This window comes from Streptomyces sp. NBC_00525 (assembly GCF_036346595.1).
Taxonomy (GTDB): Bacteria; Actinomycetota; Actinomycetes; order Streptomycetales; family Streptomycetaceae; genus Streptomyces.
In genome coordinates, this window is record NZ_CP107834.1 from 6737581 (window position 1) to 6756890 (window position 19310).

At 67.6% G+C, this 19310-nt stretch carries 20 protein-coding genes and 1 pseudogene; 14 read left to right on the forward strand and 7 right to left on the reverse strand.

What is annotated here, in order from left to right; translation table 11 throughout:
- Positions 1-3: 3 nt before the first annotated feature.
- The gene (locus OG710_RS29490) at positions 4-564 is read right to left on the reverse strand and encodes a nitroreductase family protein (RefSeq protein WP_443064342.1); all 561 of its coding nucleotides are present in this window, start codon (positions 562-564) and stop codon (positions 4-6) included.
- Between the two features lie 404 nt (positions 565-968).
- On the opposite strand from OG710_RS29490, the gene OG710_RS29495 reads away from it, so the two are divergent.
- Positions 969-1352, forward strand: coding sequence for a hypothetical protein (locus tag OG710_RS29495; protein WP_330242100.1), 384 nt, complete (start codon positions 969-971; stop codon positions 1350-1352).
- A gap of 216 nt (positions 1353-1568) precedes the next feature.
- Here OG710_RS29495 and OG710_RS29500 read toward each other — a convergent pair whose 3' ends face one another.
- Positions 1569-2024, reverse strand: coding sequence for a hypothetical protein (locus tag OG710_RS29500; protein WP_330242101.1), 456 nt, complete (start codon positions 2022-2024; stop codon positions 1569-1571).
- Positions 2025-2181: 157 nt separating this feature from the next.
- Complete coding sequence (locus OG710_RS29505) at positions 2182-2946, reverse strand: GNAT family N-acetyltransferase (RefSeq protein ID WP_330242377.1); 765 nt, start codon at positions 2944-2946, stop codon at positions 2182-2184.
- Positions 2947-3243: 297 nt separating this feature from the next.
- Here OG710_RS29505 and OG710_RS29510 point away from each other — a divergent pair, with 297 nt between their 5' ends.
- On the forward strand, positions 3244-3747 hold the full coding sequence (locus OG710_RS29510) for a lamin tail domain-containing protein (RefSeq protein WP_330242102.1): 504 nt from the start codon (positions 3244-3246) through the stop codon (positions 3745-3747).
- Between the two features lie 400 nt (positions 3748-4147).
- Here OG710_RS29510 and OG710_RS29515 read toward each other — a convergent pair whose 3' ends face one another.
- Both OG710_RS29515 and OG710_RS29520 read right to left on the reverse strand, forming a co-directional pair.
- Positions 4148-4612: a hypothetical protein gene (locus tag OG710_RS29515; protein WP_330242103.1), complete on the reverse strand. Its 465-nt coding sequence runs from the start codon at positions 4610-4612 to the stop codon at positions 4148-4150.
- Positions 4613-4741: 129 nt separating this feature from the next.
- Positions 4742-5620: an SDR family oxidoreductase gene (locus OG710_RS29520; RefSeq protein WP_330242104.1), complete on the reverse strand. Its 879-nt coding sequence runs from the start codon at positions 5618-5620 to the stop codon at positions 4742-4744.
- A gap of 62 nt (positions 5621-5682) precedes the next feature.
- Here OG710_RS29520 and OG710_RS29525 point away from each other — a divergent pair, with 62 nt between their 5' ends.
- From OG710_RS29525 to OG710_RS29540, 4 genes are all read left to right on the forward strand, one after another.
- The gene (locus tag OG710_RS29525; RefSeq protein WP_330242105.1) at positions 5683-6279 is read left to right on the forward strand and encodes a TetR/AcrR family transcriptional regulator; all 597 of its coding nucleotides are present in this window, start codon (positions 5683-5685) and stop codon (positions 6277-6279) included.
- A 325-nt stretch (positions 6280-6604) separates the two neighbouring features.
- Positions 6605-6964, forward strand: coding sequence for a hypothetical protein (locus OG710_RS29530; protein WP_330242106.1), 360 nt, complete (start codon positions 6605-6607; stop codon positions 6962-6964).
- 105 nt (positions 6965-7069) lie between these two features.
- Entirely contained in the window at positions 7070-7939 is an 870-nt protein-coding gene (locus tag OG710_RS29535; protein ID WP_330242107.1) for a hypothetical protein, read from the forward strand.
- A 299-nt stretch (positions 7940-8238) separates the two neighbouring features.
- Positions 8239-8682 carry a hypothetical protein gene (locus OG710_RS29540; protein ID WP_330242108.1) on the forward strand — a complete coding sequence of 148 codons (444 nt, stop codon included), beginning with the start codon at positions 8239-8241 and terminating at the stop codon, positions 8680-8682.
- A gap of 598 nt (positions 8683-9280) precedes the next feature.
- On the opposite strand, the gene OG710_RS29550 is transcribed toward OG710_RS29540, so the two are convergent.
- Entirely contained in the window at positions 9281-10186 is a 906-nt protein-coding gene (locus OG710_RS29550; RefSeq protein ID WP_330237509.1) for a LysR family transcriptional regulator, read from the reverse strand.
- A gap of 129 nt (positions 10187-10315) precedes the next feature.
- On the opposite strand from OG710_RS29550, the gene OG710_RS29555 reads away from it, so the two are divergent.
- Both OG710_RS29555 and OG710_RS29560 read left to right on the forward strand, forming a co-directional pair.
- A complete protein-coding gene (locus OG710_RS29555) occupies positions 10316-10822 on the forward strand; it encodes a nuclear transport factor 2 family protein (RefSeq protein ID WP_330237508.1) in 507 nt (168 codons plus the stop codon).
- A gap of 94 nt (positions 10823-10916) precedes the next feature.
- On the forward strand, positions 10917-11417 hold the full coding sequence (locus OG710_RS29560) for a cupin domain-containing protein (protein ID WP_330237507.1): 501 nt from the start codon (positions 10917-10919) through the stop codon (positions 11415-11417).
- A gap of 910 nt (positions 11418-12327) precedes the next feature.
- Here the strand turns inward: OG710_RS29560 and OG710_RS29565 are convergent.
- Positions 12328-13350 carry a hypothetical protein gene (locus OG710_RS29565; RefSeq protein WP_330237506.1) on the reverse strand — a complete coding sequence of 341 codons (1023 nt, stop codon included), beginning with the start codon at positions 13348-13350 and terminating at the stop codon, positions 12328-12330.
- Positions 13351-13611: 261 nt separating this feature from the next.
- On the opposite strand from OG710_RS29565, the gene OG710_RS29570 reads away from it, so the two are divergent.
- The 6 genes and pseudogenes from OG710_RS29570 to OG710_RS29590 all read left to right on the forward strand — a co-directional run bounded on the left by OG710_RS29570 (position 13612) and on the right by OG710_RS29590 (position 19218).
- Positions 13612-14169, forward strand: coding sequence for a transposase family protein (locus tag OG710_RS29570; protein ID WP_330237505.1), 558 nt, complete (start codon positions 13612-13614; stop codon positions 14167-14169).
- 852 nt (positions 14170-15021) lie between these two features.
- On the forward strand, positions 15022-16203 hold the full coding sequence (locus OG710_RS29575) for an ATP-binding protein (protein ID WP_330237504.1): 1182 nt from the start codon (positions 15022-15024) through the stop codon (positions 16201-16203).
- 81 nt (positions 16204-16284) lie between these two features.
- Positions 16285-16455 (forward strand): annotated as a pseudogene (locus OG710_RS31360) (ATP-binding protein); the annotation flags it as partial.
- Between the two features lie 113 nt (positions 16456-16568).
- A complete protein-coding gene (locus OG710_RS29580) occupies positions 16569-16808 on the forward strand; it encodes a hypothetical protein (RefSeq protein ID WP_330237503.1) in 240 nt (79 codons plus the stop codon).
- Positions 16805-17749, forward strand: coding sequence for a hypothetical protein (locus tag OG710_RS29585; RefSeq protein ID WP_330237502.1), 945 nt, complete (start codon positions 16805-16807; stop codon positions 17747-17749). The genes OG710_RS29580 and OG710_RS29585 overlap by 4 nt, the downstream gene beginning before the upstream one ends.
- A 200-nt stretch (positions 17750-17949) precedes the next feature.
- Positions 17950-19218, forward strand: a complete 1269-nt coding sequence (locus OG710_RS29590; RefSeq protein ID WP_330237501.1) for a transcriptional regulator — start codon at positions 17950-17952, stop codon at positions 19216-19218.
- The last annotated feature ends 92 nt before the right edge of the window (positions 19219-19310 follow it).

The following is a 19310-nucleotide window of genomic DNA, read 5'->3' on the forward strand; positions in this document are numbered from 1 at the left end:
CGTCTATTCCGCCGGCGACCAGGGGGCGGAGAGCAAATGCGCGACGCTTCGCCGGTCGCGGCCCTCTGAAGGCCCGTCAGCCGCCTTGCCCACCGCGACCATGGAGACGATCACCCAGCCCGGGTTCGGTTCCAGCTCCTTGGTGAGCCCTTCCAGGTCGAAGGCGCGGAATTGGTGCGCGGCAAGTCCGAGAACCTGGGCCTGAACAGTCAGGTGAGCGACGGCCTGACCAAGGTCGTAGTCCGCGAACTCGGAGTAGGTCAGCTGTGTGTCATCGACGTATCGGCGCGTCAGCGTGACGACGAGCAGGCCCGCATCCGTCGCCCAGCGAGCCGAGCTCGGTGCCAGGTACGGGAGCAACCGATCATGCTTCGGCTCACCGGGCCTGCCGACGAAGAAGCCCCACGGCTGAGAGTTCCCTGCGGACGGTGCCCACCGCGCGGCTTCCAGCAGCAGCCCGAGGGCACGGTCGTCGACCACCGCCGAAGCATCGAACCGGTAGGGGCTGAAACGCTCGGCAAGCAGGGGGTGTATGCCGTCGTACGACGTCTGAGGATCATGCACGTTCTGCTCCAACCGGCGACCGTGGGTGCGTATTCCGGCCAGCGCAAGCAATGCCATCGCTTACGCCGGACGATCGGCTGTACCAACGAACACGGGGGAAGCCCCCGCACTGATCATGGATCGACACGAACACCAACGCGCCCTCTCCGAAAGGACGTTGGCGCCCACCACTCAGCACGAGGGCAGGCGACCGCGACGAGGCGTCATCGAGTTGACGAACCGCGTGACGTCCAGCAGGGAGGCCCCGCTGTTAGCGGAGTTGTGTGGCGCGGCTTCCGACTGGGCTCGGCTCTGGGACAAACCACGGGCGCCATTCATCGCAATGGCTCGTCCCCGGCAAAGACGCGGTTGTAGCGTCAGCCGTGAGCCCTCGTAGGAGGGCCACGAGAGTAGGGGGAGGGACCGTGTCAGACATTTCCCGGCGCGCGCTCGTGGGTGCCACCGGCGCAGCTGTCGCATCGACACTTCTCACGGCAACCGGAACCGCTCAGGCCGCCGAGGCCGAGCCCGCGGGTGGCAAGAACGGACACACACCACACAGCACCTCGAAGGAGGCCGAGACACTCATGACCAGTGGCAGCCAAACTCTCAAGTACGTGGCATACATCGGGAGCCCTGACATGGAAGTGCTGAGCGACGCGACGTTCGGCGTCTGCGCAGACCCGGCCGACATGTGGGCGTATCTGGACGATGCCACTGCACGTCTCCAGGCGAAGCACCCCTCGTATTCCTTCGTTCCTCATCTCGTCCGATTCGACCAGGTCACCACCGACATCCCGCGCCCGTAGCAACACACTGCGCCGGCCCTGCCCCCAACGGGTCCGGCGCACTACTGGGGGTGTCGAGCCGCATTGCATGCTAGAGCGTGTCTGTCCGAGAATCACACGCTCGAATGTTCCCGCAGCGGGCGACGGGCAAAGGCCGAAGGTGGTCAGCGACAGCCGAGCCCGTCCTCCAGGCACCTACGTCACCGGCGGCGCGGCAGCGAGACACGACTGCAGCAGCTACAGGCCCAAATCGGAGACGAAGCCCGAGAAAGTAGGTGCTACGACTCGCCACTCGCACAGGAGGGGGTCTGCCCAGAAGTCACTGCCGACGACGCGGGGGTCCGAGGGGTCGGTCCGGTAGTCGAGAGCCAAGGCGCCGTCATCACCGGGATGGCGAGTGGTGGCGATCAGCACTGCCTGGTCAACGTCAAGCCATGGAAGCTCGAGCGGAGCGACGCTCCTGCTTCCGCGTGCCTGGCGAAAGAATGCGGAGTGTGGATCATCGGCGAACATGTCCATTGATTGGGACGCGTACGCCATCTGCTCAGGGTTCGACACGAAGCCAAGTGGGTCCTTGAACCACGGAATGGCCTTCACCAGCACCGCATCGCCCGGATGACGCCAAAGGTCGCGAGCAATGAGCGACGTCAGCAGGGCGGGCAGAGGAAGTCCACGGACTACCGAAGGTGCCATGGCACACAGCTTCGCACGGCGGAGAGGGCTCGGGTGCCCGCCCAGGGCCGGCTCGGCTGCGCCTCGCCCCCAACCGGGACTGTGCGGACAAGGTGTGCGCCCCCGTAATAGCTACGCCTCCCTGTATTGCTGCAGATGTCCGTGGAACCGCCGGGGTTCAGGTATTGAGGGCGTGTTCGACGAACTGGCCGCAGTCGCGGAACCCCAGGCGGCGGTACACGGGCTCACCGTCGGCCGAGGCCTGAAGGACCGCGATGCCGTGGTCTCGCTCGCGGGCGGCGTGAAGGGCCGCGACCGTGATGGCTCCGCCGTATCCGCGCCGGCGGTGGGCGGCCAGGGTAGAGATGTTGTAAATGCCGGCGACCCCCGCGTGGTGAAACACCTCGGCGGAGCAGACCGGACGGTTCTCCACGTAGCCCACCAGGTACCGGGCCGGGCAGGTGGCGGCCAACGCCTGTGACGCGGCCCGGGCGAAGAAGGCGCGGACCGTTTCAGCGGGTGGATTCCAGTTCGCGGCGAGGACCGCGGCGTAGTCGGCGAGCTGCTCGGGCGTATTCACCGTTCGGATGTCCAGACCCGGGACGGAGGGGATCGGCAGGCCGCCGTCCAACTTGGCCCACATCGCCGTTTCATGCTCGGAGACCGGCAGTCCGGCTGCCGTCAGGCGGGCTGTGAGATCTGTCGGTGTCGAGGCAGGCCCCACCCACCAGGAGAAACTGCGGCCGGTGCCGGCCAGCGCCCCGATGGTCTCGGCAATGCGGGCTGCGGCGTCGCCGGCGGTGAAGCGGGCCGCGGCGACGATATTGAACGTGTCGTCGTCGAGGCCGCTGTCAGCGACCAGGAGATCGCCGGTCTCCGCGACGGTCGCACCGGACATGCTTCGGTGCAGATGGCAGGCGTGTTCCGCCAGGTTCCGCTCCATCCTGTCCACCAAGTCGGCTTCACTGAGAAAGTAGTCGTTCATAGGGATTGATCCCAGCACGACCGGGCAGCGACCGCACGTCGTTTTGGGTGGTGCCACCGGATACCGGCGCGGCTCTCGCCCGTGCGGCTCGCCCGTGCGTGAAGGGCACCTCCCAAGGGCGATGGTTGGCAGGGACGGAGAGTGCCACGCACAACCGCCGTCGCCTACGCCCTCTCCCGCATTCCTTCACCAGATAGTCATATTTCTCGATAGGCTCCGGCACGCTGCATCCGCACCACAGAGGGGGGAATCCTCATGCGTGTCCGTCATGCCCTGACCGCCGCCGCGACGGCGGCTTCGGTCGTCTCGCTCGGTCTCGTGGCCGGGGCCCCGGCCCAGGCGGCCGAGTACTCCTCGGCCCTGAAAATCAAGGGCGTCCAGTACGACGCTCCGGGCCGCGACTCCAACAAGTGCTCGGGCGGCAACGCCGCGAGCGAGTACCTGACGATCAAGAACTACTCGCGCACCGCGACGGTGAACCTCAAGGGCTACGTCGTGAAGGACGCCGCCGGAAACAGGTTCACCTTCACCAAGTCCCACTCGTTGCAGCCCGGCGACTACGTAAAGCTTCGCGGCAACCGCGGCACCGACTCCGACGCCAAGAACGTGGTCTACCGCCAGAACTGCAACTTCATCTGGAACAACGACAAGGACACCATCTACCTGTACAAGCCCTCGGGCGCCCGCGCCGACGTCCACTCCTACAGCAAGAAGAGCAACGACCGCGACGGCAACGGCTACATCACGTACCACGGGTAGCCCTGCCTGGGGCGGAGCCGTCGCACAGCCGCTGACCGCGTACTTCGACGCGGCGGGGACGGCGTACGTACGGCTCCGCGAGCCATCCGGAACCGGCACGGGCCGCTGCGCCCGTGCCGGGTTCCGAAGCACCCGCCGAACGAGTCGCACCGGTCGCCCAGGTGGTGAAGGGCGGCACGCGCGGTGCGTACGGTGCGAGGTTGGCCCTCGTACGGCCGGCCCGGGGGCATCGGGCGGGCATGGGCTTCGGCCCGGCCTGTGGTCGTGGTCAGGGCATTGCGGACAGGTGCAGGTGGTTCGACGTGGGGAAAGTGAGCCGGCGTCCTTCCCCAACTTCTTGGCTGGACCGTTTCCGGCACCGCTCGATGGTGGCGGCAGAAGGTTGCTGGGCATCACGGGCTCACCAGGCTCCTGTGTGGTCTGCTGCTGCGGCCCAGCGGCGGATGCGCGGGTCGGGATGTCCCTGGGCGGATGCGAGTGTGCTTTCAAGTAGTTCGTACAGCGATGGGGGATAGGCCGCGCTGGAGGTCGGCAGAGCCAGCAGGACACGGTGGCGCATCCGCAGGTCGGTGGATTCGGCGAACACCCGCAGGCATGCCTCCAGCCAGGCGGCCTTGATGTCCTGTGCCTCGTCCAGGGCGGGATCACGTACCTCGGTCGGCGCGTACGCCGGAGACCGGTCTGCGCGCAAGGGCACATGGGCGCTGTACCAGGCCCGCGTGGCACCGGCGCGCTCGGCATCCGTGCCGATCCGTAGGTAGTCGACCAAGGCCGCCATCACACGGCGGCGTCCGAATGCGTAGACCGCCGGCTCGACAAACCAGCGGCAGAAACTGGGGTCCGGGTCATACACGGCTGCCGCCATCAGCGGAGCGAACCACCCCTCGGGGAGATCGACACGTTCGAACAGGGGCTTACGCACCGCATGGGCGAGGTGGCGGGCACGCCGGTCCTGTCCGGGTTGTCGTGCCTCCTCACCGCCCCGGCGCGGCGGTTACGACCCCTCCGTGAACATGGAGGCGTGGTCGGCGGCCCACTGGCGAAACGTTCGCGGCGATGTCCCGAGAATGTCGGCCACCGCAGTGGTGATGTACGCGGGCTGCCCGACCGCCGCTTTCCACGCGGCGAGCAGCATGTCGACGGCCGAGCTGGGCGCCGTACCCGCCCACAGGCTTCGGAACTTCTCCGGCGTGATCTCCTCGAACGCGATCCGGCGCCCCAGGGCGTCACCGATGGCGTCCAGCTGCGCGGCTTGGGTCAGTGATTCGGGGCCGGTGAGGACGTAGTCGCCCCCGACGTATCCGTCCTCAGAGAGCGTCCGCGCCGCGACGGCTGCGATGTCGCGGTCGTCGACCGGTGCGGACTCGGCAGCGCCGTACGGCCACCGCACGACTTCACCGGCCCGGATCGCGGGCGCCCACCAGGCCAGTGAGTTCGATGCGAACATCCCCGGCCGGATGATCGTCGCATCGAGTCCGGTGGCCGCGATGAGCCTTTCGATGTCGGCGTGCAGCACGGCCATGGGATTGGGCTGCTGAAAGAGGGGGTGCGGCGTCTGATGCGGGGAGGAGAGGAAGACGATCCGCCGCACGTGGGCTGCCAGCCGCTCGACGACCGCCGCGGCGGTCTGAGGCGGGGCGGTCCAGACGAGGAAGACCGCACCGGCGCCGCTCAACGCCGGGTCGAGCGACTCGGGCACGGTGAGGTCACCGACGAAGACCTCGGCCTTCGCCGGCAGAGTCGCCGCAGCAGCAGCGCTGCGGGTGAGGGCCCGGACCGTAACGCCCGCGTCGAGCAACTGGTCGACGACGAGGCGGCCGACCCGGCCCGTGGCCCCAGTGACGAGCACGGGGGAGTGGTCTATCTGATTCATGCGCCCATGAAATCGTTACTCAGTTAAAAATGCAACTCAGTCACAAATGTTACAGTGGTCAGATGAGCGAGTTGACGGGACTGCGGGCCCGTAAGAAGGAGCGGACGCGCGACGCCATCGCAGGCGCGGCCGTCTCGCTGTTCCTGGAGCGCGGCTTCGACCGCGTTTCGGTCAACGACATCGCTGCGGCGGCCGAGGTCTCCAAGCCAACTCTCTTCCGGTACTTCCCCACCAAGGAAGACCTGGTGCTGTACCGCTTTGCGGATCACCAGGGCGAGGCCGCACGCGTCGTACGGGACCGTGAACCCGGCATCAGGCCGGTGACGGCGCTGCACCAGCACTTCCGGGCCGGCCTCGATCAGAACGACCCCGTCACCGGCCTCAACGACCATCCCGAGGTGGTGGCATTCCATCGGCTGGTGTTCACCACACCGAGCCTGGCGGCACGGCTCACGCGCTACCAACTCGAAGACGAAGAGGCACTGGCGGCCGCCCTCGGCGAAGACATCCAGGCACGCCTGCTGGCCGCCCAGGTACTCGCGGTCCAACGGGTGCTCGCCCGCACCAACTGGCAGAAGATCGCCCACGGCCGCACCGCCCACGACGTCCACCCCGAAGCCACAGCCGACGCCGACCAGGCATTCAACCAACTGCCGTGAATCTGCGGTCCGAGGGGCTGGGCAGGAAGACCGGTTCGGTACCGCGCGCGTCCGAAGAAACCCGGCTTCGCCGCGGACACCAAGCTGTACGGCGGAAACCGATATTGCTTCACCACGCGGCGCTGAACACCCCCACCGGACAACGGGCGAGCCGGTGGGCACGACGGTGTGCGATTGCCGCACCGGCGACGTGGCCCGCGAAGTGGCGCCCCGCCTCCGTGCTACCGCGCGTACCTCCGCAACAGCCCGTCCCTCATGATCGTGTTCTCAGCAAGGGGCGGACGGGTTCTGAGCAGTGTCGGCGCATGCGGAGAAGGACAGCGTTGTGCTGCAGCGTCTCGCGCAATGTCCGTACCCCTTCGTCTGGCAGGCCCTGGCTGCAAATCCCCACACCCCGCCAGTCGCCCTGCAGGAGCTGAGCACGGCCCGAGACAGCATCTGGAACGACAACCGGCTCCTTTGTCTGCTGGCAAAACATCCCGGCGCGAACCCTGACGTCCTGCGAGCCGTCCTCGGCGCCGTTGCCGCGAAACTCGAGGAGGGCGAACGGCCCTACGCCGCCGTGCTTGCTCTCGCAGACCGGCTGGAGCTTGAAGCGGACGAGGTGAGGAAGCTCGGCAACCTCCGCGCTGCCTCTGCTCGTCTACGCCACCTGCTCGGACTGCGGTTGAGCCTTCGCGCCTGATGCGTCCTTCTGGTCACGGGCGAGATGATCTTGTCGTGCCTGGTGTGCTGCAAGTTCTGAAATGATCAGTAGAGACAGGCCCGTTCAGCGCTTACGATCACGCTCATGTCCCTCACCTCACCCATACCCGTCCTGCGTGGTTCCGGCGGAGCCGTCCTCCAATCCGAAGGCGACGACCTGGTACTGAGCCGGGCGGACGTGGAGACGCGGATTCCGCTCCAGGCCGTCCGGCGGATCCGCGCCGAAGGGAGCGCGGTCGCCGTGGAGCTCACCGCCCCCGCCGGGACGGCCCCGGCCGTTCACCGGGTCGACGGCTTGAGCCGGGCGGCCGTCACGGTCTTCGCCGACGCGGTCAACGCGGCCCTGCCCGAGCGCGCCGAGGAGGCCGGGGAGACCGCCGACGGTTCGGCCCTCGTCACGGTCCGCGCCCTGACCGAGCCCCCCGAGTCCGAGCAGGACAGGCGTACGCGCGTGTTCAGGCTCTGGCTCAAGACCGTCGCCCTCGTGACCGTCGTGCTCGCTGTGGCTGTCGGTATCACGTCGCAGGCGGTCCTCGGGTTGTCGGTCCTGGTCCTTCTCCCCATCGGCCTTACACTCACCACGGGCGGCTACATGGGGCTGAAGATCGTCTGGAAGCAGTGGTACCTGCCCCGCAAGGGCATCACCGTCGTGGCGGTACGGCGCGAAGGCGCGACCGACGAGTTCGGCGGGACGGGGAACTTCGTGTACATGGACCTGCACGGCCAGAGCCGTGCCATGTACGCCCAGAGCCGCGCCGAGGACATCCCGGTCGCCTACCACCCGGAGCGCCCTGGCACCGTGGCGGCCTGCCAGTCGTGGCTGCGCAATTCCGTTGAGACCGTGTTCAACGTGGCCCTCTTGCTCCTCGGCCTCGCCATCGACGCCCTCATCGTCGGCCTGGCCGTCGGCGCTTTCCTGGGCCTGTACGACGATTACGTGTACACGCTCGGCTGACCCAAACGCCCCGCGACCCCACCCGGCCTGGTGATCCACTCCGAGCGGCACGGCACGGTCGCCTGTGCGGGCGGCTCACCGCACCCAGCAGACCGGCCGCGGTGAGCCCCGGCGCCGTGACCACGTCGTAGCCGACCACCACAACCACCTGCCCGGAGGGAACCCATGCTGGATTCCGCGTCGGGTGAATCGTACGGTCAGTTTCTTGTGCGGTGTGTTCGACTCGTCTTCCGCGGCAGCTGGGCGGGTGTCACCACCTCCGCTGGAACCGCTCCTCCCTGGGTGATGTCTGGGCAGACGTGGCTGATCTTCTGTTCCTTGCAGTGCTCTTTGCACCCTTTCTGGCGCCCGGGGTCCTCCTGGGCGCTGCCATCGTCTTCGTCCTACGGGTCCGTAAGCAGCGACCGATCCTGGTCGGGCGCCTGCCAAACCTCGCCACCTCCGTCCTGCTGGCGGTCATGGCCGGCGCAGCGGCGTTCGGAGCGTACTCGTGGGGCGTGCTGTCGGGGTTCTACATCCTGGACCCGGATCAAATGTGCGCAGCGCAGGGCGTACCTGGCGATCACATAGTGACGCGATGGACGTTGCCGGTCAGTGCCCAGTGCGTCACATCGGACGGTGTGGGAACCGAGCTGGCGCCAGGCTGGGTGAATCCTGTGATCTTTGCAGGCCTCGCGCTGCTGCTGCTGGCCCTCACCACAGGATTCCTCGCAGCGGTGCGCCGGCGCCCTTCCCCGCGGTGAGGCGTTCGACCGCAGTGTGCCTCCGCGCCCACGAGGCACGTCTCGCCCACTGGGACGCGCGCTTCACCGCTCGCACAGCCACCCCTGCGTGCTCCATGAGGCGCTTCTGCGGGGTCGTCAGCTTCCCGGCCCGGTAGCGCTCCACGGTCCGGCGTGAGAAGCCCAGGCGCTCCGCCAGGGCCTTGGCCGGCCCCTTCGCCCGCGTGAGAAGAAATTTCACCTGGGCCTTTGCAGATTCCGGCACGGGCCGGGTGTACACCCGCCGCTCCGCCTGTACGAGGGCTTCCAGGACTGTGCCGCGGCTCGGGGCCGGCTGCTGCTTGTGATCGCTCATATGTTCCAGGAGGCCGCGGATCGCGTGTGGACAGAGAGTGGGCGTCTGACACGCCCTGAGAAGGCCTGGGTGATGTCCCGTATGCGGACGTCGTCGGTTGTTACCCCCGGCGGCTTCGAAGCCGAAGTGCGCGCGGGTGGAGACGACCAGCCCGGTCGTGGTCGCCGCCCTTCTTCCTCACCTTCGCGCGGACCTGCGGCTGCCACCGCTTCGTCACCTCGCGCTCCAGGCGGCCGCGCAGCGCCTGACGATAGCCACGAAGCGTCAGGGGTGTGGTTTTGGTGTCTGGAGGAGGCTGAGTGCTGCTTCGTTGAAAGCACGTGTGCGGGCTGTCGCACTGTCGATGGACGAGATCAGGCCCCAGTTCACCGGTGTGGCATCCGTGAAGGGTATATATGCGACGTCGGGGCGGGCGAGATACCGTCTTGTGTGGGCTGCGACGATGAAGGCTCCCTCTCCGGCTCCCACGAGTGTCAGCGTTTCGTTGAGTGTCATGGCCGGTGGGCCGAGCTTGATCGGTTTCCCGGCGGGGGTCTGGCTCGGTGCCTGGTCCCGGCGCAGGGGTTCCGGGAGCGTCTCGGGTATTTGCAGCAGGGTCACGCGAGCCAGGTCTTCGACGGAGACGGTCGTTCGGCGGGCGAAGGGGTGTTCTGCCGGCACGGCGAGCATGCGTGCTTCCCGTACCAGGACGGGTCCCGTGACGATACCTTTCTCGCGCATCGGGTAGCGGGTGAGCGCGATGTCCACCTCACCTTCGCGCAGCCAGGGCAGGACCTGTGGCAGGTGTGCCTCTTTGATCTCGACCTCGCAGTCGGGGTGCCGCATGCGGAAGGCCTGTTTGGCCCCGGCCAGTAGCTGGCCCGCCGCAGGTCCGGTGAAGGCGATCCTCAACAGCCCGGTCAGCCCTTTCCCGGCCTGGACGGCCCGCTCGTACGCTTCGGTGATCCGGGACCACGCGGGGCTTACCTCTTCGAGGAACTGCTGTCCCATCGAGGACAGTTCCACCCGGCGGCTGGTGCGGTGGAACAGGGGCATGCCCATGCGGCGCTCCAGTTTGGCGACCGTCTGGCTGACCCGGGCCGTGGAGACGTGCAGCCGCTCGGCGGTACGGCCGAAGTGCAGCTCCTCGGCAAGCGTCAGGAAGACCTCCAGCTCGTGCCGCTCCAGCATCCCGCACCCTCCCATCGTTAATCGTGGCTTCACGGTCGTTGCCCAGAAGCGCGTTGATGCTCTGTGCGGTCCTCAGCACGATGAGAGCCAAGCCCTTGCCAGGGCACCTCACCCGCACGGGAGAACATCATGTACGTCACGCACGACCGCGCCCTGACCGCCCCCGCGCACGACATCGCCGCGACCGTCGCCGAACTGAGGGACCGGGCGGAAATCACCGACGCACTCCACCGCTTCGGCCTGGGCCAGGACCTGAAGGACAAGGAACTCTTCGCCTCGGCGTTCGCCGTCGACGCCGAGCTGGATTTCCGTCCCGCGGCCTCCGCATGGGGCGCAGAGCCCCCGCTGATGTCCGGACGCGATGCCATCGTCACCACCATCCTGGCCATGTTCACCGGCCGGGTGGACACCACACACCAGATCACCAACACGCGTATCTCGATCGACGGCGACACCGCCCGGCTCACGGCCCTGGTGGAAGCACAGCACCTGCTCATCGCCGACCCCGCCACGCACGCCCTGCTGAAGAACCCCTACGACGTGGACCTGGTCCGCGACGGCGACCGATGGGTCATCCGCCGGCTCCGCATCGACAACACCTGGTACACCGGCGAACCCGCCGTCATCTTCGGCTGACCCACGCCCACCGCACGCCGCTTCCCGAGCCGGGGACCGGCAGATGTCTCCGCTCCCTGCACGACCCTCTCTGGAGAATCAGGAAGGACCCGACATGAAGAACACAGAGACCCATGTACCACTGGTGCTGACCCGTCACACCGAGGCCGAGACCTGTGCCGACCCCAGCAGTGTGATGACGCTGCTCGCCGACACGAACAGCACCACCGGCGGTTTCACCAGCTATCGATCCACTTTCGCCAAGGGCGCCGTAGGGGCACCCGCCCACTTCCATACCAAGGCGACCGAGCTGTTCTTCGTGATCGGCGGCTCCCTGCAGGTGCTGATCGGTGAGGAGGTCACCGTCCTGGAGGCCGGTGATTTCCTGGCCGTGCCGCCCCGTACCCCGCACGCCTTCGCGGCGGCGCCGAACGGTGAGGCGGACGTGCTGTTCGTGTTCACGCCGGGCATGGGCCGGTTCGACTACCTGCGCCTGCTGGGCCGGGTGATGCGGGGCGAGGCCGACCCCGCGGAGATCGCCGCCTCCGCGGAACGGTTCGACAACCACTACGTCGACAGCCCGGTCTGGCGGGCTGCCCTGGAGACCGAGGCGTAGTCGGGCATCCCGGTGTCAGTCACCTGTGGAGCTGCATCACGACCGGCCTTTGTGGACTGGGGTGTTGCCCTCCTGGTGATGGGAATCTCAAGGGGTTCTGATCGTGCTTGCTGTTATGGCTGGTCCCGCCGGGGTGCCGGACCTCAGTGCCATACCCGCGCCCGGCGGGCTCCGCCGTGCAGAGGGCTACTGCATGGTGAAGCCGAGACCCCTGGACCTCGCACCGACAAAGACCTGCGCACGGCCATGGAGATGCGGCAGCTGGTTGAGCAGGGCGCCTTCGGCGCCACTGCCCTCCAGGCCACGCTTCAGCCCTTTCTGGATGTGGATGAGGCGGAGATGGAGGACGAACGCGATGCAGGAGAGGTGCCGTGGACTGCGCATGAGGCTCCACTGCGCAGAAATCCTGGTGATCCGGTCCGTAGCGATGCGCGGTCGGTGTACGACGTGTCGTAGGACGCGGAACCGAGAATGATCGGGATCGGGGTGTCCAAAGGACGTCGGGGTGCGCAGCAGGGCGGGTGCCGGTGAGCCCGTCATCCGCCCTGCTGCCCTCGCCTGGCTTGACGAACCGGACGCTTCCGGCTGACCGGGCCAACCGGAGCACCGGCCCGCGCGGTGGACGCCTGCCTGAGGATGGGACGGGAGCCGGTAGCCTGCCCGGGGCCGCCGAGCGAATCCCCGGCTCACCGGCTCACCTTGCGCAGCCGGTTCCCCCCGGAGGGAAAGCGCAGAGGACGACCCGCAGCGCAGGATCCGTGCCCGGCCGGATCCCGGCGACCGGGCACGACGCTGGACGGGACGGACCACGCACCGCATCCCTGACCGGCCGAGTCCCTTCAGCCAGCAGGAACACAATCTGCGGCCCGCCGTCCAGCTCCCTCGCCGGTGCGCGCTACCTCAGCGTGCGCTAGTCGAAGAGTGAGTCCTGCACGGGGGCGGTGCTGCGGGGGCGGGGGAGTGGCCGGCGCTGGTCCTTGGGGGGTGGTGGGGCGCCTTCGTCGCCGTCGGTCAGAGCGTGCCGGCAGGCGGCTCGCAGGTCGGGCAGCTCGAGGCGGGCGCCCAGCAGGCCGAGGAAGTCGGCCACGCTCCAGTCGATCAGGGCGCCCTGGCGCGAGAGATACAGGCTGACCCTCTCGATGGCGTACTGGTTGCTGTAGTCGAGCAGGAGGTAGCCGGCGAGCTGGTAGATCTCGGCGCGGCCCAGTCGTTCGGGGCGGATGGTGGCCTTGCAGTCGATCAGGGCCCGGTCGAGGATGAAGTCGGCGTCCGCGCCGCCGACGTGCAGGCTGCCGTCGAAGACGGGCCCGCAGATCCGCCGGTCGGCCGGCAAGCTTCGCAGGGCTGTGAAGGGGCCGGGGCCGGAGGCGAGTGCCATCTGTGCGCGGATGTCGTCGACCACATAGCCGGGAACGGCTGCCGCCAGGTCGTCCAGGCCTGCTCCGGGTTCGCACAGGCCCAGAGTGTTACCACGTACCCACCCCGCATGCCGGAAGATCGCTTCGAAGCCGGAAGCGAGGTGACACAGTCGGATGAGCCGTTCCTCGGCCGCCGGTTCAAGAGCCAGGGGCTGGCCCTCGGCCGCTTCGTACCGGTCCAGTTCCTCCAACAGCACCATGCCAGCCGCCTGGACAGCGCTGATGATTTCCAGGCTGGGCCAGCCGTCGTCGTCGAGCGCTGCGCGGCGCACGCCTTCCCTGATGGGCTGGCCCGTGGGTGCTCCGAGGCTGATGCGCAGCCGGTGGTCGATCGTATGGCCCAGCATCCGCCAGTCAGGACGCTGTCCCGACGGCGCGGCGGGAACGACGTGCGCGGTGCTGCGCCGCACGCGCAGCCGATAGTCGGCCAGCACGTTCTCAGGCTGGGGCAGATGTTCCGAAAGGAACCGGGACATGGGGGAACCAGGGTCCTTGAGAGACGATGTGAGACTCATGCGCGCATCGTGATTGAAGGGTCTGACAACGGCACCCAGAAGAATCGATCCGGCTGTTGGTGGGTGCGTCCGGAACCAGACGATGCCCGGGCGAGCCATGAGGGGGACGTCCGCATTGACCAGCACCTTCCTCCAGGAGGAAGCAGCCGACTGTGCATGTGTGTCGAATTTCGGTCAACTGTGCGCTCTTGAGGCGGAGGCGCGCACCTGCATGCCTCCATTGTCAGTCCCGGCCGCTAGCGAGCTCGTGCACGGTATGCGGTGAGACGTCGAGCCACGGAAGGTCGATCATGGTGGGGTGGTGGGGACCGTATTGTTGCCGATGCCGGCTACGAGGGCCTCGGCGCTCCGACCGGTGGACGCGTGGTGACACCACCGCACCGCAAGTTCAAGAAGGACGCCCCGGACTGGTACCAGGAGATGCGCGAGCGACAGTGCAAGGCGCACTCATCACGTCGCATCCGGGTCGAGCACGGCATCGCCAACCTCAAGAACTGGCGGTCCCTGGCCCGCCGCCTCGGCCGCCGTGCTCACATCAGTGACACCGTCCAGGCCGTCGCCGGCCTGCTGTCCCACAGCGCCGCGGACCTGAACCCACGACGACGGAGGCGAGCACCAGGCGTGGAGGAGCCCTCGGCGTCTCGCCACCTACCGTGCACGAGCTCGTTAGACCGTTTGAGGAGCCGGGGATCCGGCTCAGGCCCGTGCATCGAGGCCTTCGATGACGACAGCAGGGGATCGCCACGCCTGCAACCGCAACAACAGTCGGCGACGGCGCAGCGGAAATCGGCCAACTCCGATCTGAGAAAAGCTGGTTAGAGGATGCCGTAGGGAGCGGAATTGTCAGACCCTTCCGTTAGGGTGACCCGCTGCCGACGCGGCAAGCAGTCGGCGGCACAACCTCCGGTGTGAAAAGCGTGGGAAGTGCGAGGAAGGGCGGCCTGGAAGACCACCGCCGCGTGCATGACGCCGGGGAGCGCCGAGGGCTTGAGGGCTACTGCCCCGCCTGCGGATTCTCCCGGTCGGGCCAGAGCGCCGCAGTGATGGACGCGGCCGAGGAGGGATCTCCCGCCCTGTGAACGCGAGGACGCGGCAGTCGGGATACAAGCGCAGCATCATAGGCGGAACATCCTGAAGATGCGGTAAGGCAATGTAAATTGTGAAATAGGGCGATCATGGTGATTCTGTAATGTTTGGGTGATTCGCTTAACCAGGCTTTCGTAACGACTGGAAGCAGCACCAACGCCGGCGCGCACGGCCTAAGTTACGGCACACCGAACCCCCTTGCGCGGCGCCTCCCAACCCTTCAGGTCCGTACATGGCAGGCCGACGCGTGCCTCCCCCAGCCGGCTCTTTGCCGCGCTTTTCGACCCACCGCCCTTGAACGCGAACGCGCACGACTTGCAGGAGACCGAACAATGGGATTCGGACGACTCGGAGCCCACGGGGTGCCCGCAGCGCTCGCCCTCACCACCACCCTCGACGAGATCGCTGGCATCTTCCAGCCGTATCTCACCCCCAGGGAACGCCACCGCAGCCACCTGCTGTACCTGACCCGCTCCCGCGCCGGGTACGCCTTGATGCAGCAGAGCGGAATCCTCCTGGACCCCCGGAAGATCACCGCATGGCTGTCCGAAGAGCGCATCCCCAGCGCCGAACAGCAACAGCGCCTTGACGAAGCTTTCCGCCTGCTGCGCCGCCGTAACATGCACCAGCCTGACGCGCCGGCTCAACAGCGGCGGCGGAACCCGTGTGGAGATCCCCCCCGCCGACCAGAGCTATGCCGACGCCAAGCATCAGCGCGTGGCCAGGTGGCGGCGGAAGAACATCTACCGATGGGACCCCATAAAGCCCCACACCGCCCACCAGGAGACACCCACGACCATCGCCCCAGCGCCGGCCCTCGACGACGAGTCGGTCGGAGAACCCGACTTCTATCTCAACCTCACCGACGCCCGCATCGTCGCCACCGAAGCACTCCTCGAGGCCAGTGAGAACATCGCCGACACCATCGAAGCCCGCGCCATGTCGTGCTTCTTCGGCGATGCTGGCCTCGGCAAGACCTTCTCCGTCCTGGCCGCGCTCAAGGAAGTCGCCGCGGACCGCGTCCTGCTGCTGCAGTTCCGCTCCCACCCCACCCCGCGCGACATCCGCATGGAACTGTTCACCGCCCTGCGCCTCGAAGGAGAACCCCCTTCCCACCCGAGCGAGTTCGACCGGCCGCTCAAGCGCACCCTGGCACGCAAGCCGTACGTCATCGTCTGCGACGAAGCCCAGCAGTTCAGCCGTGAGTGCTTCGAATTCGTCCGCCACCTCTGGGACACCGGCAAGGGCCCCACCCGTCCCGCTGTTCTCTTCGTCGGTGGCGAAGAGGCCTACAAAACCCTCTACAGCGAACCCGCCCTCGCCTCCCGCATCCACATCCGGCAGGAATACACCCCCATGGGCCTCGAAGAGGCTCAGCGCAACATTCCCCTCTTCCACCCCATCTGGGCCAACGCACCCGCCGAACTCATCGAGTACGTCGACGACGAAGGCGGCGCTGGCACCTTCCGAATGTGGTCCAAGATCACCTACCACATCCTCGAAGGCATGAAGCGGCGCGGACCACCGAAGCCGACGAGACCATCGCACGCTGGGCCATCCGCCGCGCCCTGCCCCACCGCAGCAGGAACCCCCGTACCAAGGAAGCCTAGTGACCAGCCCCATCGGCACCCAGGCACACCACTACCTCAACCTGCCCGACGCCCGCACCGTGACCACCCATGCGGTGCGCGCCGCCGCTCATGCCCTCGACACCACCATCCAGCACAGCGGCATCCTCTGCCTCGCCGCCGACCCCGGCATCGGTAAATCCTTCACCCTCCACACCCTCCTTGACCAACGCCCCCACCTGCCCGCCCTCCGCCTCCTGGTCCGCCCCAAGCCCGCCCCGACGACCTGCGCCACAGCCTCCACGACGCCCTCGGCGTCGCCGGCAGCCCACCCAAAGACCCTGGCATCTGTGACGACTACCTACGCCACACCCTGCACGAACCCCACCGGATCATCGCCATCGACGAAGCCCACCAGCTCTCCGCTGCCTGCATCGAGTACATCCGCTACCTCTACGACGACCCCACACCCACCTCACCCTCGTCCTCCTCGCCAACCAGCCACGCCTACGTGTCCTCCAAGCCAAACCCGTCCTCGCCTCACGCGTCACCACCTGGCACACCATGTACCCCCTCACCCCCGCAGAGACCCTCACCGCCATTCCCACCCTCCACCCCGCATGGGAACGCATCGCACCCGAGACCATCAGCAAACTCGACGCCACCTGGGCAGGCGGCAACCTCCGGCGCTGGGCCGCCCTGACCCACCGCCTCTTCACCCATCAGCGCCGCACCCCCCAGCCCACCACCCCCGCCGCCCCCCTCCGGCCCCTGCAGCCCACCCGGGTGGCGCCCACCCCATGACCCCCGACAGCACCCAGACATCCGCGCCTCCCCACGAGACAAGCGGCTGGAAACCTCACTGGAGCCCCGAACAGACCAACCCGGACCTGCCCCCGATCACCGTCATCAACGACCCCGACGACCTGACCCCCTTCACCACCAGCGCGCTCGCCGCCCGCCACCCCGCACGCGGCCGCATCACCATCCACCCAACCCCCTTGGCCACCGCACCCGCCTACCTGGCCCACGACCTCATCCGCGCCCTCGGCAAACACCTGCCCACCCCCAGCCCCGGCGCCGAACCGCCCTGGTGGACCGCCAACGCCGGCGAATCCTGGCGCATCGCCACCGCCTGGACCCAGGCCCTCCACATCCACCACTACGTCCTGACCCGCGCCCACCGGATCCCCAGCCGCCACTACGAACACCTCATGGCCCTGCGCGAACACACCGCAATCCACCTCACCCTCATCGTCAGCGGCCCCACACCCCCCGCGCTCCACGACATCCTCACCACCGTCCAGCACCACCACATCGACACCACCGACGCGGCCCGCGCCCACCTCACCAGCAACGAACACCCCGCAACAGCCACACCACACCCCTGGTGGAACGCCGCACCCTTCCCACCCAGTCCCGACGAGTACTGGTTCCAGCTGCCCCCACGCCCTCACGGCCACGAAGCCTGCGCGACGACCACAGCCGCCCCCGCCCACTTGCCGCCCCTCCCACCACCAGCCCACGCCCGACCGCCATCCCCCTGCACAGCCCCATTCCCGACACCGCGCTCACCACCGTCGCTCAGCGCATCCACACGCACATCGCTCACCCCGTCCACGCGGCAGCAGTCGCGCTCAGAGCCCTCACCGGCTACGACACCGACCAGCTACGACACCTGGCAGAAGAGCCCACACCCGCCGGTCGCAGACCGGCATTCGCCGACGACCTGCCCTCCTGGGTGACACCCCTCATCGACGCCGCATACGCCTACACCCAACTGCAGAGCCCTCACCGGCAAGCAACCCGTTCTCCTTGTCCTCCCGGGACAGAGACGACATCGCCCACGCCACCGAAACCTGCCGCCTCCTCACCCCGCCCCCGCCCCCCGATCAGCCCGCGTCCCCCACCCCACCACGGCGCCCCGGGAAACAAAGGACCCATCGTGAACCCCTTCGACCCCATCGACACCCTCCTGGCAACCGCAGACATCCCCCTGCCGGCCGCCTCAGAACGCCGCCGCCTACGCCGAACCTTGCGCCTTGACACACAATCCGTCGCCCAGGCCCTGGACATCACCGCCAGCACCCTCAACTCCTGGGAACAAGGAAGCGAACCCGTCGGCGCAGCGCGCGTCCGCTACGCCTACTTCCTGAGTAAAGCCCGCATGCTGACCCCGACCGAAACCAGCCAGCCCCAACCCCACACCGGCACCCACCCACACCCCCGAGCCGCGAACCCCGCAGGGCCAGCGCCTCGACACTCCCCACGCCCACCCGCTGGCGACCCGATCAGCGATACCGTGAGTGCCGCCCTGGACTACTACGGCGGTGACTGCGGCAAGGCAACCGAAGAACTCGTCAAGCGCGCGATCCCGCACGCGATGCGCCTGTTCAACCACACCCGGGTAGGCGGCCGCTACGACGTCGTCGCCTACCCGCCGATGCCCGACATCCTCAGCCGAAGCAGCCCCAACACCTCCGACCAGATCTGGGAAGCCCGACCGAACTGGCAGCGCCCCGACGCCGACCCAACCGAGGCCGGTCCCGTCGCCGCCCTGGACATCAACGGCGCCTACCTCTCCGCCCTGAAGACCCACCTGCCGCTCGGCGCCCTGCAGCACCAGACAGGCGCTCCCCACGACCGGCGCCGTTCCGGCTTCTACCGCATCACCCCACCCCGATGGGAGCACGACGCCTACCTGCCCAACCCGTTAGGACACCGCCTCGAACCCGGTCCTCTCTGGGTCACCGAGCCCACCATGAGGCTGATCCTGCAACTCTCCGAGGGCGAGAAGCCCCTGTGTGATCCGCCGGTGATCCATGAGTCCTACACCTCGGGCTCCACCGAGGGACTCCTCGAGAAATTCCGTACTCTGCTCAGAGACGCACGAGCCACAGCCCTTCACCACAACGACGAAGTGACCCTCGGCTACGTGAAGAGCATGTACTCCAAGTTCGTCTCCACTATGGGCGACTCGAACCACAACAGGGAACTGCACCGCCCCGACTGGATGCACATCATCCGCTCGCAGGCATTCGCCAACCTCTGGCGCAAGGCACACCACGCCCACACCGACCAACTCACCGTCGTCCGTCTGTGCGGCACCGACGAACTCCACGTCCGAGGAGACTGGCGTCGCACCTTCACAGAAGGCACCGGACTCAACGAAGTCAAGCTCAAGCGCACCACCGAGGGCGGCGAAGAGAACTGACCGCAGGCCGGGATCGGAGACGAGCAGCCGACCTCGCGGTGCCGGTTCCTGCAGTTCATCCTCACCCCACTTCTGGAGGGACGGGGAGGCAT

Coding starts and splice junctions, on each gene's coding strand:
- OG710_RS29555 (WP_330237508.1), top strand. CDS start 10,316: ATGTACGTCACGCACGACCGCGCCCTGACCGCCCCCGCGCACGACATC.
- OG710_RS29515 (WP_330242103.1), bottom strand. CDS start 4,612: ATGGCGGCAGCCGTGTATGACCCGGACCCCAGTTTCTGCCGCTGGTTT.
- OG710_RS29510 (WP_330242102.1), top strand. CDS start 3,244: ATGCGTGTCCGTCATGCCCTGACCGCCGCCGCGACGGCGGCTTCGGTC.
- OG710_RS29560 (WP_330237507.1), top strand. CDS start 10,917: ATGAAGAACACAGAGACCCATGTACCACTGGTGCTGACCCGTCACACC.
- OG710_RS29505 (WP_330242377.1), bottom strand. CDS start 2,946: ATGGAGCGGAACCTGGCGGAACACGCCTGCCATCTGCACCGAAGCATG.
- OG710_RS29585 (WP_330237502.1), top strand. CDS start 16,805: ATGACCCCCGACAGCACCCAGACATCCGCGCCTCCCCACGAGACAAGC.
- OG710_RS29535 (WP_330242107.1), top strand. CDS start 7,070: ATGTCCCTCACCTCACCCATACCCGTCCTGCGTGGTTCCGGCGGAGCC.
- OG710_RS29580 (WP_330237503.1), top strand. CDS start 16,569: ATGTACCCCCTCACCCCCGCAGAGACCCTCACCGCCATTCCCACCCTC.
- OG710_RS29550 (WP_330237509.1), bottom strand. CDS start 10,186: ATGCTGGAGCGGCACGAGCTGGAGGTCTTCCTGACGCTTGCCGAGGAG.
- OG710_RS29520 (WP_330242104.1), bottom strand. CDS start 5,620: ATGAATCAGATAGACCACTCCCCCGTGCTCGTCACTGGGGCCACGGGC.
- OG710_RS29525 (WP_330242105.1), top strand. CDS start 5,683: ATGAGCGAGTTGACGGGACTGCGGGCCCGTAAGAAGGAGCGGACGCGC.
- OG710_RS29565 (WP_330237506.1), bottom strand. CDS start 13,350: ATGAGTCTCACATCGTCTCTCAAGGACCCTGGTTCCCCCATGTCCCGG.
- OG710_RS29500 (WP_330242101.1), bottom strand. CDS start 2,024: ATGGCACCTTCGGTAGTCCGTGGACTTCCTCTGCCCGCCCTGCTGACG.